The organism is Nonomuraea terrae (assembly GCF_044465245.1).
GTDB lineage: Bacteria > Actinomycetota > Actinomycetes > Streptosporangiales > Streptosporangiaceae > Nonomuraea > Nonomuraea terrae.
Window position 1 is genome coordinate 454,434 of the sequence record NZ_JBITLL010000006.1, and the last position, 15,191, is coordinate 469,624.

Here is a 15,191-nt window from a genome sequence, read left to right on the forward strand (position 1 = left end):
GGAGGCCCGCACTACTCCCGGCGATGTACGTTCGCCGCTCGTGCGCCCCCGGCCGTAACCCGAGGTGTCTTCCCCGGCACGATTCCCGGCCGCGGCCCGGGGATCACGATGGCCGTCATGGAGACGATCCGAGCAGGAGGCCGGTGATGGCCGGTCGATTCCGTCACGTCACACCCGTACGGGCGCGGGACGCCACCGGGCGCACCGCCCGCGTCTACGCCCAGGTCGCCGACGACTTCGGCATGGCCCGCATGCCGGTCTTCCGCACGCTGTCGCCGGCGCCGGACGTGCTCGCGGCGACCTGGGCCGTGTTGCGCGAGTCGCTGCTGGCTGGGGATGCGCCCAGGAGCGCGAAGGAGGTCGTCGCGCTCGGGGTGTCGATGGCCAATCGGTGCCCGTTCTGCGTGGACGCGCACACGACGCTGCTGCACGCCACGGGCGACCACCGGCTCGCCGAGGTCGTCGCCGGGGGAGGCACGCCCGACGACCCGTTCCACGCCGCGCTGCTGGCCTGGGCGCGGGACGGCGGCCCGGCGCCGGACCCGGCGGCCGAGTACCTCGGGACGGCGCTCGCCTTCCACTTCGTCAACCGGATGGTGTCGGCCCTGCTCACCGAGGACCTGCTGCCTGCCGGGCTGCAGCGCTCGCGCCTGGTCAGGAGCGCGGGCGGCCGGGCGCTGGCCGGCGCCGTACGTCGTGAACTGCCCGCGGGCGCGAGCCTGCCGCTGGTCGAGGGGCTGCCCGCACGTTCCGAGCCCGCCTGGGCGGCCGGCACCCCGCTCGGGGCCGCGTACGCCGTGCTCCGGGCCGTGACGGAGGCGGGCGGGGAGTTGCTCTCCGCCGCCGCCCGCGCCGCCGTGCTCGACACGGTGTCCGGCTGGGACGGGACGCACCCGCCGATGAACGGCGCCTGGCTGAACGGGCCCCTGGCGCCGCTCGACGTGGAGGACCGCGCGGGCACCAGGCTCGCTCTGCTGGTCGCACTCGCCCCGTACCGCGTGACGGACGCCGACGTCGCCGCCTGGCGCGGCGCCCGCCCCGACGAGGACGTGGTGCGCCTGTTCGCCTTCGCGGCCATCACCGCCACCACGGCGCTGGAGCCCCGGCTCGCCGCGACGATGCCGTACGCCGGGAGGCGGTCGTGAGCGCGCGGCAGGCCACCCGGGCGGCGTGGGGCGTGCGGTGGCTGCAGGCGCTGCGGGCCGTGGTCGTGCTGCACGTCGCCGCGCTGCTGTTCCAGGCCGTCACGGCGGGGATGTTGCTGTCCTCGCCCGGCGGGCGGGCGCTGCACGAGACCTCGGGGCAGGCGCTGGTCGTCATCGGGCTCGTGCACCTCGTCGTCGCGCTCCTCGGGTGGCGGCCCGGTGGCGGCTCGGTGCGGTTCGCCGGGCCGGCGGCGGCGCTGCTGGTGGTCACGGTCGGGGCGATGGCCCTCGGCATGGCGGGCGTGACCACCCTGCACGTGCCGATGGGCGTGGCCCTGTTCGGCGGCGGCCTCCTGCAGCTCACCCGGGTGATGGCGGCGGCCCGCCGCCCGGCCGGGCGACCCTTCTGACGCTAGAGCGGGCGTGGGCGGTCGGAGGAGGGCCAGACGTAGTCGAGGTCGTCAGGGGCGTCACCGAAGAGGGGGCGGTAGTGGGCCGGGTTCTTGCGGAGCAGAGCGGAGCGGTGGCTGAGGTGGAGTTTCTCGTCGCCGAGCCACGGCGGCAGCTCGCCGGCCGCCGCCAGCTCGGCCTGGGTGCGTACGCGCGGCGTGCCGAGGTGTCCGGCCAGCTCGCCCGTCATCGTGGCGGCGCACGTGTCGGGGCGGCCCAGCGCGCACCAGCGGGCGCAGATCTCCAGCCCGTATCGTACGAGGGCCTCCTCGTAGCCGGTCCACATCTTCACGACCGGGTGGTGGCGCCAGCCGTAGCCGGGAACGGTGAGGGCGCGCAGGATCTGCAGGGCCTCGACCCGCTGCTTGCCCAACCGCAGCGGATCGAGCACCGCGGCCGTGGCCGCGAAATCCGGATAAGGCAGGAACGTTTGCATCAGTACCCCCGCTGACGTGCCCTTTTCCTGCGGATCGTATGGACCGGACGCCGACCGGCGCTCACAATCGGGCCATGGCAGAGGGATATGTCGGCGCGCGGACGCCGCGGCGGGAAGACGCCAGACTGCTGACCGGAAAAGGCAGGTACGTCGGCAACGTCCGGCTGCCCGGCACCGTCCACGCCCATGTCGTCCGCAGCCCCATCGCGCACGGCAGGCTGCTCCGCTGCGACGTCAAGGCGGTCCGGGCGGCCGACGGCGTGCTCGACGTCATCACCCGGGCCGACGCGCCCGATCTGCGCCTCCCCTGCGTGAACGTGCTCCCGGGCCAGCCCTTCACCTCCTACCCGGTGCTGGACGACGCCATCAGGTACGCGGGCCAGCCGCTCGCCGTCGTCGTCGCCCGCACGCCGGAGGCGGCCAGGGACGCCGCCGACCTGTTCGACCTGGAGCTGGAGGAGCTGCCCGCGGTCGTCGGGGTGGAGCGGGCGCTCCAGGACGGCGCGCCGCTGCTCTACCCGGAGGTGGGCGGCAACGTGCTCACCGACTTCACGATGGGCGACCACGACTGCGCGGAGGCCGTCGAAGGGGCCGAGCACGTCGTCGAGATGACGTTCCGGATGGGGCGGCTGTCGCCGTACCCGCTGGAGCCGCGCGGCGTGGTGGCGTCGTACACCGACGACGAGCTGACCGTGCACATCTCCTCCCAGGCGCCGCACCACGTGCGCGAGCACCTGGCGGACGCGTTCGGGCTGGCCCACGACCGGGTGCGTGTCGTCAGCCGCGACACCGGCGGCGGGTTCGGCGCCAAGGAACACCTCTACCCCGACGAGGCGCTCGTGTGCCTGGCCGCGATGCGCGCGCATGGTCACCCGGTGAGCTGGACGGAGTCGCCAAGTGACCGGTTGTTCGCCACACTGCCCGCCCGCGAGGCCGTGCACCGGGCGCGGCTGGCGCTCGACGGCGACGGGCGGTTCGTGGCCATGGACGTCGACGTGCTCGGCGACCTCGGCGGCCACGTGTCGAACGTCGGCGCCTCGACGTTCGCGGTCACGGCCACGCTGCTTCCGGGACCGTACCGGTTCGACCGGTTCGCCGTACGGGTGCGCGGGGTGGTCACCACCACCACGCCGGCCGGCTCCTACCGGGGATTCGGCCAGCCCGAGGCCACCCTGACCAGGGAGCGGCTGATCGACGAGGCGGCCCGCCGGCTGGGCCTCGACCGGGTCGAGCTGCGGCTGCGCAACATGGTGCGGCCGGAGGAGCTGCCGTACACGACCCGGGTCTTCCAGACGTACGACTCCGGCGACTACCCGAGCGCCCTGCGCACGCTGTGCGACCTCGTGCGGCCGGTCGGCGAGCCCGACGGGCGCAGGCGCGGCGTCGGGTACTCCTGCCACGTCGAGACCACCGGCATGGGCCCGTCGATGGATCTGAAGGCCATGGGCATGGAGGCCGGCGGCTATGAGACGGCGGTGCTGCGCATGGAGCAGGACGCGTCGGTGGTGGTGTCGTCCGGGGTGGTCTCCATCGGGCAGGGCATCGAGACGACGCTGGCCCAGCTCGCGGCCGAGCACGTGGGGGTGCCCATCGAGCGGGTGCGGGTGGTGCTGGGCGACACGGCGGCGACGCCGTACTCGTCGGTCGGGTCGGTGGCGAGCCGGTCGCTGGCGCTCGGCGGCGCGGCGCTCACCCGGGCCGCCGCCCGGCTGCGCGACAAGGTGCTCGCCATCGCCGCGCACCGGCTGGAGGCCGACCCCGCCGACCTGGAGCTCGGCGACGACGCCGTACGGGTCAAGGGCGACCCCAGGGCGTCGGTGGCGTTGCGGGAGCTGGCCACGTCGGCCTGGCGCGGCTGGGACCTGCCCGACGGTCTCACCCCGGGCCTGGAGGAACGGGTCAGCTACGACCCGTCGGCCTACACGTTCGCCTACGGCGCCCACGCGGCGGCCGTGGCCGTCGACCCGGAGACCGGGGCGGTCGAGATCGAGGGCTACTGGGTGGTCAACGACTCCGGCGTGCTGGTCAACCCGGCCGTCGTGGAGGGGCAGCTCCTCGGCGGCGTCGTCCAGGGCATCGGCATGGCGCTGACCGAGGAGATCGTCTACACCGACGACGGCCAGCCGATCACCGACTACCTGCCGCCGACCACGCGCGAGGTGCCGGACATTCAGGTCGTGATGACCGAGACGCCCTCGGCGGTGACGCCGGGCGGCATGAAGGGCGTCGGCGAGTCGGGCACGATCGGCCCGCCCGCCGCCATCGCGAACGCGGTCGCCGACGCCCTGCCGGAGATCGCGGAACGGATCACGTCCGTGCCGCTCACCCCGGCCGTCGTGTGGTCCCTGCTGGAGGTGTCGGCTCTCCCGGCCTGGGAACGTGGAGCCTGAACGCCGGATCCGGGGGGAACCATGGAATACCGGGAGATGCTCCATGCGATCGGCCGCATGACGGGGCTGGAGGCGGGGCGGGCGCGGGCGGCGGCCGAGGCCACGCTGACCGCGCTGGCCCGCTCGCTCGACGAGGAGGACCGGCGCGAGCTGATCGACGCGCTGCCGCCCGAGCTGACGAACGACTTCGCGCTGGACCGTCCGCGCAACGACGGCACCCAGGAGGGCTTCGTCCGCCAGGTCGCGCTGCTCGGCCGCCGTCCCCCGGAGCAGGCCCGCATCAGGGCGCAGGCGGTGCTCGCGGCGCTCGCCGAGCAGGATCCCGGGCTGGTCGCCCGGCTGCACATCCCCGAGCAGGTACGCGGTCTCTTCGAGCCGCCGGGCAGCGGCGGCGTCACCGGGCCCAAGGGTCACAGCGCCCCGCTGACGGACGACGAGATCGCCTCGGCGCTGGCCACGCTGCCGAGCTGGAGCGGCGACAGGAACGGGCTGCGGCGGGTCATCTCGCTGCCGCCGGAGAACCTGCGGGCCGTCAAGCGCGCCCTCGACCGGATCAAGGCCGACACCGGCCGCCAGCCCCTCTGCCAACAGACCCCCGACGGGCTGGTCCTCGTGGTCCGCACGGTGGCGATCGGCGCGGTGACGGAGCTCGACGTGCGGCTGGCCCGCCGGGTGGACGCCATGATCGAGGAGATAGGCGCCGGCATAGGCCGCCCTCGGGCGTGATCTCACCGCGCCGGACATGATGAGGGCCGCGGTGGATCCACCGCGGCCGTTGGGTTCCTTTCAGGGGTCAGTCCTGGTCGATGGGCTTGGGGCGAGAGGGCCGCATGCTCTCCGCGAGGCCCGCTTTGCGGCCCTGGCGTCGGTGTTGCTGCATGCGCTCGTCCTCGGTGCGGTCGGGCGCCGGGTCCACGGGTACGGACCGCAGCACCTCGGCGATCCCGGCGTACTCGCCGAGCGGCAGCGACCGCAGGGCGCGTTCGGCGTCCTCGGTGGCACCTCGGGCACGGGCGTGCGCCAGGATGCTCTCCTTGTCGGCCGGGAAATCCATGTCGTTCAGCGCCTCGGTGACGGGACGCGTGTCGTGCAGTCTCATCCTGTCCCCTTGCGGCTCACCCGGCCGTCGGCCGGGTGAGGTCTTCCAGGCTCATGCCGGCCTTGGACAGCGCCTGCTCCAGCGCCTTGCGTCCGGCGGGTACGGGCTCCTGCGTCCGCCGCCCGTTCCCGGACGGCCGGCGGTCGCTCGTGTTCTCGTCAGAACTCATGCCGGTGTCCGTACCCGTCCTTTTCTGGTCTTTTCGGGCGACCGGCAAAAGAAAGGTGATTTCTCGCCGAAGATTCGACCCGGAACGGCCTTTCGTGCGTACAGGTTTCGACAGCCGCATACGTCCACCCCTAGGCAGGTCCTCTTGTTGAGCGAAACGCGTGTTCGCTGCCAACCGGCACAGGAAAGAGACGCCATGACCAGGCTGCGATCAGCTCGGCTGAGCCGGATGCAGTACGTGTGGCCGTTAGGCGAGGACGCACGGACGGTCCGTCACGCACGTACGATCATTCGCGATGAATTGTCGGCACTCGGCCTTTCTCCGGACCTCGTCGACGACGCCGTGCTCATGGTGAGCGAATTGGTGACCAATGCCCTCATGTACGGCGAGGCTCCGTACGAGCTCGGGCTCCACGTCGACGCGCGGGAGGTCATGTGCGTGGTCGTGGACGGCAGCCCGCTGCTGCCCGAACCGGCCGAGCCCGACGCGACCGCCGAGCACGGGCGCGGGCTGAGCATCGTCGCCCGGCTCTCCGACGGCTTCCACGGCTGCCACCCGCAGCGCTACGTCACCCACCCCCACCTCGTCGGCAAGGCCACCTGGTTCGCGCTCCCACGCCAGGGATCGGCCGGGAACGTGGTGCCGATCCGATCCGGCGTCTGACTCGTCTAACGCCGGGTGAAGCTGGCGCGGTAGGCCGTGGGGGTGAGACCGACCCGGGCGACCATGTGCTTGCGCAGGGAGTCCGCGCTGCCCAGGCCGCTCTTGCCGGCCACCTGGTCCATGGACAGCCCGGTGGTCTCCAGCAGCTCCCTGGCCCGGTCGACGCGCCGGTGCAGCAGCCACTGGAGCGGGCTCTGCCCGGTCTCGGCGTGGAAACGCCTGGTCAGGGTCCGCACGCTCATCCTGGCGTGGCCGGCCAGGTCGGCCAGGGCCAGCGGGCGGTCGAGGCGCGCGAGCGCCCAGGCCCGGGTGTCGGCGAGTGAGAGGCCGCGCTCCGGAGGCAGCGGGGTCTCGATGAACTGCGCCTGGCCGCCCGGGCGTACGGGAGGCACGACCGCGAGCCGCGCGGCGGCGTTGGCGACCGCCGCGCCGTGGTCGACCCTGACCAGATGCAGGCACATGTCGATGGCCGCCGCCGCGCCCGCCGAGGTGAGGATGCCGCCGTCCTCGACGAAGAGCAGGCCGGGCTGGACGTCGATCGCCGGGAAACGGGTGGCGAGGTCGTCGGCCAGCGCCCAGTGGGTGGTGGCGCGCCGGCCGTCGAGCAGACCCGCCTGGGCCAGGACGAACGCGCCCGTGCACAGGGACGCGATGCGTGCGCCGCCGCCCGCGGCCGTCCTGAACGCGTCGAGGACCTCCGCGGGGGCCTGTTCGCCGCCGCTGCCGACGGCGATCACCGTGTCGGCGCCCTCCACCGCGTCCAGCCCGTCCGTCACCACGATGTCGGGGCCGCCGACGGTCGGCACCGGGCCGGGCCGCGCCGTACAGACCCGCACGTCGTAGCGGTCGACGCTGTTGAACACCATGAGCGGGATCGAGACGTCGAAGCTCAGCACGGGAGGCACGATCACGGCGGCGACGCGGTGCATGGCCAGATCCTCCGGATAGTCGGCATTCTGGCCACTATTGCACGAGATCGCGGCTCGGCACCGTGGTGTCATGACCTTTCACGTGATCGTGGGACGCGGGGCCACCGCGTCGAAGACCGCTCTGCTGCTGGCCGAGGACGGCGAGCGGGTACGGATGATCAGCCGCTCCGGCGGCGGGCCCGAGCACCCGCTCGTCGAGAGGGTCGCCGCCGACGCGACCGGCGCCGACCGGCTCACCGAGCTGACCGAGGGGGCTGACACGCTGTTCACCACCGCCGCGCCGCCGTACCACACCTGGCCGCAGCAGTTCCCGGTCCTGTCGGCGTCGCTGCTCACCGCCGTACGGCGGACCGGGGCCGCGTACGTCATGCTCGGCAACCTCTACGGCTACGGGCCGGTGGACGGGCCGATCACCCCCGACCTCCCGCTGGCCGCGACCGGGCCCAAGGGCCGGGCCAGGGCGCGGGTGTGGGAGGAGGCCGCCGCCTCGGGGGTGAAGGTGACGGAGGTGCGGGCCGCGCAGTTCTACGGCGCCGGCGCCTTCTCGGTGTTCACCCTCATGGTGTGGCGGCAGGTCCTCGAAGGCCGGCTCGCCCTGGTGCCGCAGGAGCTCGACGTGCCGCACGGCTACTCGTCGATCGGCGACACCGCACGCACGCTGGTCGCCGTGAGCCGCGACGAGCAGGCGTACGGGCGGGCCTGGCACGCGCCCGCCTCGACCCTGTCGGTAAGGGAGCTGGCCGGCCGGCTCGCCGAGCTCGCGGGCGCGCCGCGGCCGCGGCTGGAGCAGCTGACCGAACGCGACCTGACCCTCCTCGAACTCACCGACCCCTTCTGGGCCGAGCTCCACGAGGTGCTGACCAAGCCGGGCCACCCGTTCGCCGTCGACCACTCGGAGACCGAGAAGATCCTCGGCGTGGCCGCCACCCCGGTCGACGACGTGCTCCACGAAATGCTCCGACGGTAAGGCCCGCACCACCGGGAAGTGGGCGGCGGGCAGGCTGGGGGCGGCTTCGCGGGATCCGTAGCGTCAGGCGGCATGAGGACTTCCATGACGAAACGGCTGCTCGCCCTCGCCTGTGCCGGGCTGGCGCCGGTCACCGCGATCGCCCCGGCGGCGCTCGCCGCGACAGGCTCGGCCGAGTCGACAGTGATCCGCGACCGAGTCGTCTCCGCGACCCTGCTGGCCCGGATGTCGGCCGAGCAGGTCGCCGCCTCTCTCACCGGGACCGGGTTCCCGGTGCCCGACCGGCCGCAGGGCGCCGACCTGTACGCCGTCGTCTACCGCACCGTCGGCGTGACCGGCGGGCCCACCACGGCCAGCGGCGTGGTCGCGCTGCCCGCCCGCTCGCGGAAGGGCCTGTGGACGGTCGTTTACGGACACGGCACCCAGGCCACCAGAGCCGCCGCCGGTTCCGTCGCCGACGGGGACGGGCGGGCGGTGCCGTTGATGTTCGCCTCCGCCGGGTTCATCGGGATCGCGCCCGACTACCTCGGTCTCGGCACCGGGCCGGGCCATCACCCGTACATGGACGCGGCCACCGAGGCGTCGGCCTCCGCCGACCTGCTGCGGGCGGCCGGCGAGCTGGCCCGGCGGCAGGGACGGACGTCGAGCGGCGACGTGCTGGTCACCGGCTTCTCGCAGGGCGGCCACGCGGCCATGTCCCTGGGCAAGGAGTTACGAGCCGACCCCGCGCTGCGGACGGCGTTCCGGCTGCGGGCGGTGGCGCCGATCGCGGGGCCGTACCACGTGCGGCGGGCCCAGCTGCCCGCGACGCTCGGCGACCGTCTCGACCCGCACGGCTCCGCCTTCTACCTGGCGTACTGGACGGTCTCCATGAACCGCCTGCACCACTTCTACGACTCCCCGTCGGAGGTGTTCCGCGACCCGGGCGTGGAGCGGCTGTTCGACGGTCACCACAGCTTCGACGAGATCGCCGCCGCGCTGCCCGCCTCGCCGCGCGACCTGGTGACCGCCGCCTACCTGCGGCGCGTCGCGAAGCCCTCGGGCGCGATCCTCCGGGCGCTGGAGGCCAACGACCGGACCTGCGCGGGCTGGCGTCCCGGCGTGCCCGTACGGTTGTACGCCGCCGGCGGGGACCGGGACGTGGACTTCGGCAACTCCCGCCTGTGCCTGCGCGACCTGCGGGCCGGCGGCGTTGCGGCGTCCCTCACGGACGTCGGCGACGCCGACCACACGACCTCGGCACTCCGCTCGCTGCCCGAGATCCTCGACTGGTTCACGGACGTACGCCGCCGATAATCGAGGCGTGCCCTCCAGGCGATCTTTTCTCCGGCTCGGCGGCGTCACCTCAGCGGGGATGCTCGGGGCGCTGGCGCCCGCGCGGGCCGCGCACACTCCCGACGACAGCTTCGTCCTGCTGCGCCGCCGCTGGCGGGACGTGCTCGCGGGGCCGGGGCACGCGGGGGAGCCGTACCGGAGACTGCTGGCGGCCGTGGGCAGGGCGGCGGCGCGCCACCGCGACACGATGGCGCCGGGCCCGGCCTCGCTCTGGCCCGACCAGGCGTACCCCTCGTTCATGGCGACGCCGCGGCGGCTGCGGGCGATGGCGCACGCGTACGCGCTGGAGGGCACCGGCCTGACCGGCGACCCGGGGCTCGCGGCGGCCGTCGCGGAAGGAGTCGACCACTACCGGCGGCACGTGTACGCGGCCGGCGCCGACCCTGCCGGCAACTGGTGGCACTGGGAGATCGGCGTGCCGAAGGCGTTACTGGAGGCCGCCGTGCTGACGGGCCTGGACGGGCGGCGCGCGGCGGCGTTGCTGGAGGCGGTGGACCACTTCGCGCCGAAGAGCCGGCTCGGCCGCCACGACGGCACCAGCACCGCCGCCAACCGCGTCGACCGGTGTGTGGTGATGCTGCTGCGGGCCATGGCAGGAGACGACCACGGCCGGGCGGAGCTGGCCGCCTCGGCGCTGGTCCCCGTCTTCCGCACGGTGTCGGAGGGCGACGGGTTCTACCGCGACGGGTCGTTCATCCAGCACTCCTCCGTTCCCTACCAGGGCGCGTACGGGGTGACGCTGCTGTCAGGGCTGGCCACGCTGTACGCGGTGCTCCGCGGCTCCCCCTGGGAGATCGCCGACCGGGGCGTCTTCGCCATGGTCGAGCGGTCGTTCGCCCCTTTCGTCCGCGACGGCGCCTGCATGGACCTCGTACGCGGACGGGCGATCGCCAGGAGGCCGTTCGGCGACCACGAGAGCGGGCGGCAGATCGCCGCCGCGATCCTCCTGCTGGCCGAGAGCGCACCGGCCGCCCAGCGGACCCGCTGGCAGGCCATGGTCAAGGGCTGGGCGGCGCGTGACACCGTACGGCCCATGCTGGAGCACGCCGAGCCCGCCTTCCACGCCCGCCTGGCGACGATCATGGACGCCGCCGCCGTGCCCGCCGCGCCCGAGCCGGTCGGCCACCGGCTGCTGCCGATGAGCGCCAGGGCCGTGCACCGAAGGCCGGGCTGGTGCGCGGCGCTCAGCATGGCCTCCCATCGGATCGGCCACTACGAGCACGGCAACGGCGAGAACCTGCGCGGCTGGCACACCGGCTCGGGGATGCTCTACTGGTGGGCTGAGGGCCACGGCGACCACTACTCCGACGCCTTCTGGGCGACCGCCGACCCCTACCGGTTGCCCGGCACGACGGTCTCCACCCGGCGATTGCCCGACGGGGCGGGCGAGGCCTGGGGCGACACCCGTACGCCCTGGCGGTGGGTGGGCGGCGCGACGGACGGCACGTACGCCGCGGTCGGTCAGCACCTGAGCGGCCTCGACAGCACGATGGAGGCGTTCAAGTCGTGGTTCTTCCTCGACGACGCCGTCGTCTGCCTGGGCGCGGGCATCTCCGGCGCGGACGGCGCGGCCGTCGAGACCGTCGTGGACAACCGCAGGACCCGAGCCCCGCTCACCGTGGGGACGGGCTGGGCGCACCTCGACGGCCACGGCGGCTACCTCCTGCCCGGCGGACAGGAGCCGCGCACCCTGCGCGAGAGCAGGACCGGCGGCGGGGCGACCCGCGACTACGTGACGCTCTGGCTGGACCACGGCGTCGACCCGCGCTCGGCCGGCTACGTCTACGTGCTGCTGCCGGGTGCGAGCCGCGAGGAGACGCGTGCCCGGGCCGCCTCGGGGTGGCTGCGCGTCCTGGCGAACACCTCCCGCCTGCAGGCCGTCCACGTGCCGGGGCCGGGCGTCACGGCGGCCTGCTTCTGGAACGCCGGGACCGTGGGCGGCCTGACCGCTTCGGCCCCGTGCGCGGTGCTGGTCAGGGAGCGTCCTGACGGCACGGCGACGATCACCGTCGCGGATCCCCGGTGCGATCTCGGCGGGTTGTCCGTGACCTGGTCGAGGCCGGTGGCGGAGGTGCTGGACGGCGACGCGCGCCTGTCCGGGAACACGCTCGTGTTCGGGCGCCTGGCCGGCCTGGAGGGCGCTTCGGTGACGGTCACCGTACGGATGGCGCTCTAGCGAATAATGGGGTGAATCGTACGGAGGAGGGGCTGATGGGTGGCGACAGGCGGGCGTTGGTGCTGGGCGGCGGAGGAATCGCCGGGATCGCGTGGGAGACGGGGGTGCTGGCGGGTCTCGCGGACGCCGGCGTCGACGTGACGGCCGCCGACCGGATCATCGGCACGTCGGCGGGCTCCACCGTAGGCGCCCAGGTCACCAGCGGCCTGCCGCTGACGCGGCTGCTCGCCCGGCAGGCCGATCCCGCGCTCCAGACGCCCGAGCTCGCCCCCGGGGTGGCGACCGAGGAGCTGTGGGAGAAGCTCCAGCGGATCGCCGAGGGCTCGGGCGACGCCGCCGAGCAGCGGCGCGAGATCGGCGCGATGGCGCTGGCCGCCGCCACCGTCCCGCCGGAGCGGCGGCGCGAGGTGATCGCGGCGCGGCTGCCCGTGCACGAGTGGCCGCGGCGTGACCTGGTGGTCGTCGCGGCGAACGCCCTCACCGGCGAGCCCAGGCTGTTCACGGCCGAGTCCGGCGTGGAATTGGTGGACGCGGTGGCGGCCAGCTGCGCGGTGCCGGGCGTGTGGCCGTGCGTGACCATCGACGGGGTCCCGTACATGGACGGCGGCGTGCGCACGATGACCAACGCCGACCTCGCGGCCGGGTTCGACCGGGTGCTGGTGCTGGCGCCGATGGCCGAGCCGGGCGAGCCGGCGTGGGCGAAGCTGGACGGCGTGGTCGAGGTGATCACGGCCGACGACGCCTCGCTGGCCGCGTTCGGCTCCGACCCGCTCGACCCGGCGGTGCGCACGCCCAGCGCCGAGGCCGGCTACGCGCAGGGCCGCGAGGTCGCCGCCCGCGTCGCCGCGATGTGGCGGTAGCTATCCGGCCAGCACCTTCCGCAGCACGCCGGCGAACTCCTCCGCCCCGCCCATGAACCCGCCGTGGTCGCCGGGGAACTCCACCGGCTCCGTGCCGAGCAGCCCGGCCAGCGCCACCGACGTCCGGTGCGTCAGCAGCCGGCCGGACTCGGCGCCGATCCCCACGACGATCCGGCAGGGCGCGGCCTTCAGCGCCGCCACGTCGGGCACGTACCGGGTGGTGCCGCGCAGCTCGTGGGCGAGGAACCGCGCGCCGTCGGCCATGTCCTGCTCCGACGGCTCGCCGGGAGGTCCGGCGGGCTGGTCGAACCCGGCGTTCGCCATGAACTTCGCGAACGCCGCCCCGATCCCGTCCCGGTGGAAGGTCTCGATGATGTCGTCGACGGCGGCCCGCTGCTCGGCGGCCTCGGGCAGCAGTTCCACGCAGGGCGGCTCGTGCGCAACCAGCGTGCGCACCCGGCTCGGGTGCCGCTCGACCAGCGACAACCCGGTCACGGCGCCGCCGCTGCTGCCGAACACGTCGGCGGACTCGGCGCCCAGCGCGTCGAGGATCGCGGCCAGGTCGTCGGCGCGCAGCTCAGGCGTGGAGTCCTCGGCGGGGTCGTCGAGGACGCTGCCCGAGATGCCCCGGGGGTCGTGCGTCACGACGGTGTGGTCGCCGGCGAGCGCGTCGGCCAGCGCCGCGAACTCCGCCGCCGCCATCGGCGCGCCGGTCACCACCAGCAACGGCCCCGACCCACGCACCTCGTAACGCAGCCGTACACCGGGGCGTTCGAGGAAATGGCTGCTGATCATGATCGTCCTTTCCTTGGCGCAGACTCTGTCCAGGCGTGCAGACCACCGCGGGGCAGGAAAGTCACCGGATGCCGTTCAGATTCACCACGACCTGTTCGTCGCCGCGCTTGTACCAGATCATCCTTTCCTCCACATGGAGGGTGGGAGCGGGCTTCCGCCCCGCTGCCGTCCGGACCGGCCCCAGGACGCCGGTGCGGCCTGTGGCGAGGTCGTGGACGGCGCTCGCCTGCCGGCCCTCGCGATCCGACTGCCGCAGCAGGAGGAACCGGCCGCCGGACAGGAGCACGGGCAGCCCGCTGTCCAGGCCGGGCAGCCTCCGCAGCCGGGTGCCGTCGCGCCGCCACGCTGCGGTCCCGTCGGAGCACCACGTCACTCCGCAACCGTTCCACGAGGTCCGCCCCGGGGGAAGGACCACGTCGGGCAACCGCTCGCCCGTCCGGACATCGATCAGCCGCTCGTTCGGGCGGACCGACTGATGCCGCGTCTCGGGTCGCGCGGCGTACGGCCAGGCGAGCAGGTGGTAGCCCTTCGTCCCGGGCATCAGCTCGGCGTCGCCGCCGGTCAGGGGCGCGCGGTGGACGCCGCCGTCCGCCGGTGTCCACACTGCCATGTCGTCCACGATGGCCAGGTCGACGCCCTCGTAAAGGTCGTCCCTCAGCACCGCGGGAGTGGTGGTGACCAGGTGGGGCGTCCCGCCCTTCAGCGGCACGGCCCAGATCTCCGTCTTCCGGTCGCGGTACGCGTGCCAGGCCACGTACCCGCCGCCCACGGCCACGGAGCCCGCCACGGCCGTGTCCTTCAGTGGTGTGATTCTGGTGAAGGAGCGCCGCACGAGATCGTACGACCAGATCCCGTCGAGCCGGTTCCTGGTCAGCCCGCGCCCCACGACGACGCGGCCGGTCGCGAACGCCTCCGGCGTGAACACCCGGCCGCCGGGCCCGGTGGCGGGGATCTCGTGCACCGCGCCCGGCCACACCTGGTCGATTGGCGGTGCCAGCGGCCCGATGTACCGGTCCGTGGGCATGGCCGTCGCCGAGGGCGTCGGCCCGACGGCGGGCTCAGCCCGCGGCACCAGGCGCGTGCCCACGACCGTCGCCGCCACCACGACCACGATCGCGGCCGTGACCGCCACCGGCGCCCGCCACGACGGACGCCTGCGGGGGGCCGGCAGCGCCCGCGGCACGCCGTCGTCCACCACGCCCGCCGCCCTGGCCGTCAGCGCGTCCCTGAGCCGGTGCTCGATACCGGTCATGCCGTGCCTCCCAGTTCGCTGTGGAGCCGGTCGAGGGCCCGCGCGACGGTGGAGCGCACGGTGCTCGGCCTGACGCCGGTCACCGCCGCGATGTCGGTGTCGGACAGGTCGAGGTAGTAACGCAGCACAAGCATCTCGCGCTGCCGCCTCGGCAAGCGGGCGAGTGCGGCCAGCATCTCCTGCCGCGACTCGCCCAGCAGCGCCACCGTCTCGGCGGAGTCCTCCGCCTCGCCGCCGGACGACCCGGAAACGAGCGCCGCCCACCGTGCCGCCACCCCGCGCCGCCGCAGGACGGAACGGGAGGCGTTCAGCACACAGGCCCGGACGTACGCCAGCGGCGGCGCGTCCGCACTCTTGCCGTGCAGCCGGGAGAAGACGTCCTGGACGATGTCCTCGGCGCTCTCGGGGTCGCCGACGAGCAGCACGGCGAGCCTGACCAGCCCGAGCCGGTGCTCGCGGTACAGGGCCGCCAGCGGCGGCCCGGACGCGCGCGGGAGCGTCTCACCGTTCATGTCCTATGTACGC

The 15,191-nt window shown here is 74.1% G+C and carries 16 protein-coding genes; 9 read left to right on the forward strand and 7 right to left on the reverse strand.

What is annotated here, in order from left to right:
- The first annotated feature begins 146 nt into the window (after positions 1-146).
- Complete coding sequence (locus tag ACIBP6_RS31520; RefSeq protein WP_397057476.1) at positions 147-1,145, forward strand: carboxymuconolactone decarboxylase family protein; 999 nt, start codon at positions 147-149, stop codon at positions 1,143-1,145.
- Entirely contained in the window at positions 1,142-1,555 is a 414-nt protein-coding gene (locus ACIBP6_RS31525) for a hypothetical protein (RefSeq protein WP_397057477.1), read from the forward strand. Before ACIBP6_RS31520 ends, ACIBP6_RS31525 begins: the two co-directional genes overlap by 4 nt.
- A 2-nt stretch (positions 1,556-1,557) precedes the next feature.
- On the opposite strand, the gene ACIBP6_RS31530 is transcribed toward ACIBP6_RS31525, so the two are convergent.
- Positions 1,558-2,031: an MSMEG_6728 family protein gene (locus ACIBP6_RS31530; protein ID WP_397057478.1), complete on the reverse strand. Its 474-nt coding sequence runs from the start codon at positions 2,029-2,031 to the stop codon at positions 1,558-1,560.
- A gap of 74 nt (positions 2,032-2,105) precedes the next feature.
- On the opposite strand from ACIBP6_RS31530, the gene ACIBP6_RS31535 reads away from it, so the two are divergent.
- Together ACIBP6_RS31535 and ACIBP6_RS31540 are read left to right on the forward strand one after the other, a co-directional pair.
- Positions 2,106-4,421, forward strand: a complete 2,316-nt coding sequence (locus tag ACIBP6_RS31535; protein WP_397057479.1) for a xanthine dehydrogenase family protein molybdopterin-binding subunit — start codon at positions 2,106-2,108, stop codon at positions 4,419-4,421.
- Between the two features lie 36 nt (positions 4,422-4,457).
- Positions 4,458-5,147, forward strand: coding sequence for a DUF2267 domain-containing protein (locus ACIBP6_RS31540; protein WP_397057480.1), 690 nt, complete (start codon positions 4,458-4,460; stop codon positions 5,145-5,147).
- 67 nt (positions 5,148-5,214) lie between these two features.
- Here the strand turns inward: ACIBP6_RS31540 and ACIBP6_RS31545 are convergent, their stop codons facing one another.
- On the reverse strand, positions 5,215-5,520 hold the full coding sequence (locus ACIBP6_RS31545) for a DUF2795 domain-containing protein (protein ID WP_397057481.1): 306 nt from the start codon (positions 5,518-5,520) through the stop codon (positions 5,215-5,217).
- A gap of 16 nt (positions 5,521-5,536) precedes the next feature.
- The gene (locus ACIBP6_RS31550) at positions 5,537-5,689 is read right to left on the reverse strand and encodes a hypothetical protein (protein WP_165969528.1); all 153 of its coding nucleotides are present in this window, start codon (positions 5,687-5,689) and stop codon (positions 5,537-5,539) included.
- Between the two features lie 228 nt (positions 5,690-5,917).
- Between ACIBP6_RS31550 and ACIBP6_RS31555 the strand changes: the two genes are divergently transcribed.
- Positions 5,918-6,352, forward strand: a complete 435-nt coding sequence (locus ACIBP6_RS31555) for an ATP-binding protein (protein ID WP_281282612.1) — start codon at positions 5,918-5,920, stop codon at positions 6,350-6,352.
- Positions 6,353-6,357: 5 nt separating this feature from the next.
- On the opposite strand, the gene ACIBP6_RS31560 is transcribed toward ACIBP6_RS31555, so the two are convergent.
- On the reverse strand, positions 6,358-7,281 hold the full coding sequence (locus tag ACIBP6_RS31560; protein ID WP_397057482.1) for a GlxA family transcriptional regulator: 924 nt from the start codon (positions 7,279-7,281) through the stop codon (positions 6,358-6,360).
- A 70-nt stretch (positions 7,282-7,351) separates the two neighbouring features.
- Here ACIBP6_RS31560 and ACIBP6_RS31565 point away from each other — a divergent pair, with 70 nt between their 5' ends.
- The 4 genes from ACIBP6_RS31565 to ACIBP6_RS31580 all read left to right on the forward strand — a co-directional run bounded on the left by ACIBP6_RS31565 (position 7,352) and on the right by ACIBP6_RS31580 (position 12,619).
- Positions 7,352-8,248, forward strand: a complete 897-nt coding sequence (locus ACIBP6_RS31565) for an NAD-dependent epimerase (protein WP_397057483.1) — start codon at positions 7,352-7,354, stop codon at positions 8,246-8,248.
- Between the two features lie 72 nt (positions 8,249-8,320).
- Complete coding sequence (locus ACIBP6_RS31570) at positions 8,321-9,544, forward strand: alpha/beta hydrolase family protein (RefSeq protein WP_397057484.1); 1,224 nt, start codon at positions 8,321-8,323, stop codon at positions 9,542-9,544.
- Between the two features lie 7 nt (positions 9,545-9,551).
- On the forward strand, positions 9,552-11,759 hold the full coding sequence (locus ACIBP6_RS31575) for a polysaccharide lyase 8 family protein (protein ID WP_397057485.1): 2,208 nt from the start codon (positions 9,552-9,554) through the stop codon (positions 11,757-11,759).
- 35 nt (positions 11,760-11,794) lie between these two features.
- On the forward strand, positions 11,795-12,619 hold the full coding sequence (locus ACIBP6_RS31580; protein WP_397057486.1) for a patatin-like phospholipase family protein: 825 nt from the start codon (positions 11,795-11,797) through the stop codon (positions 12,617-12,619).
- Here the strand turns inward: ACIBP6_RS31580 and ACIBP6_RS31585 are convergent, their stop codons facing one another.
- The 3 genes from ACIBP6_RS31585 to ACIBP6_RS31595 all read right to left on the reverse strand — a co-directional run bounded on the left by ACIBP6_RS31585 (position 12,620) and on the right by ACIBP6_RS31595 (position 15,178).
- Positions 12,620-13,414, reverse strand: a complete 795-nt coding sequence (locus tag ACIBP6_RS31585) for an alpha/beta fold hydrolase (protein WP_397057487.1) — start codon at positions 13,412-13,414, stop codon at positions 12,620-12,622.
- 61 nt (positions 13,415-13,475) lie between these two features.
- On the reverse strand, positions 13,476-14,666 hold the full coding sequence (locus ACIBP6_RS31590) for a hypothetical protein (RefSeq protein WP_397057488.1): 1,191 nt from the start codon (positions 14,664-14,666) through the stop codon (positions 13,476-13,478).
- Entirely contained in the window at positions 14,663-15,178 is a 516-nt protein-coding gene (locus tag ACIBP6_RS31595; RefSeq protein ID WP_397057489.1) for an RNA polymerase sigma factor, read from the reverse strand. Before ACIBP6_RS31595 ends, ACIBP6_RS31590 begins: the two co-directional genes overlap by 4 nt.
- Positions 15,179-15,191: the final 13 nt, after the last annotated feature.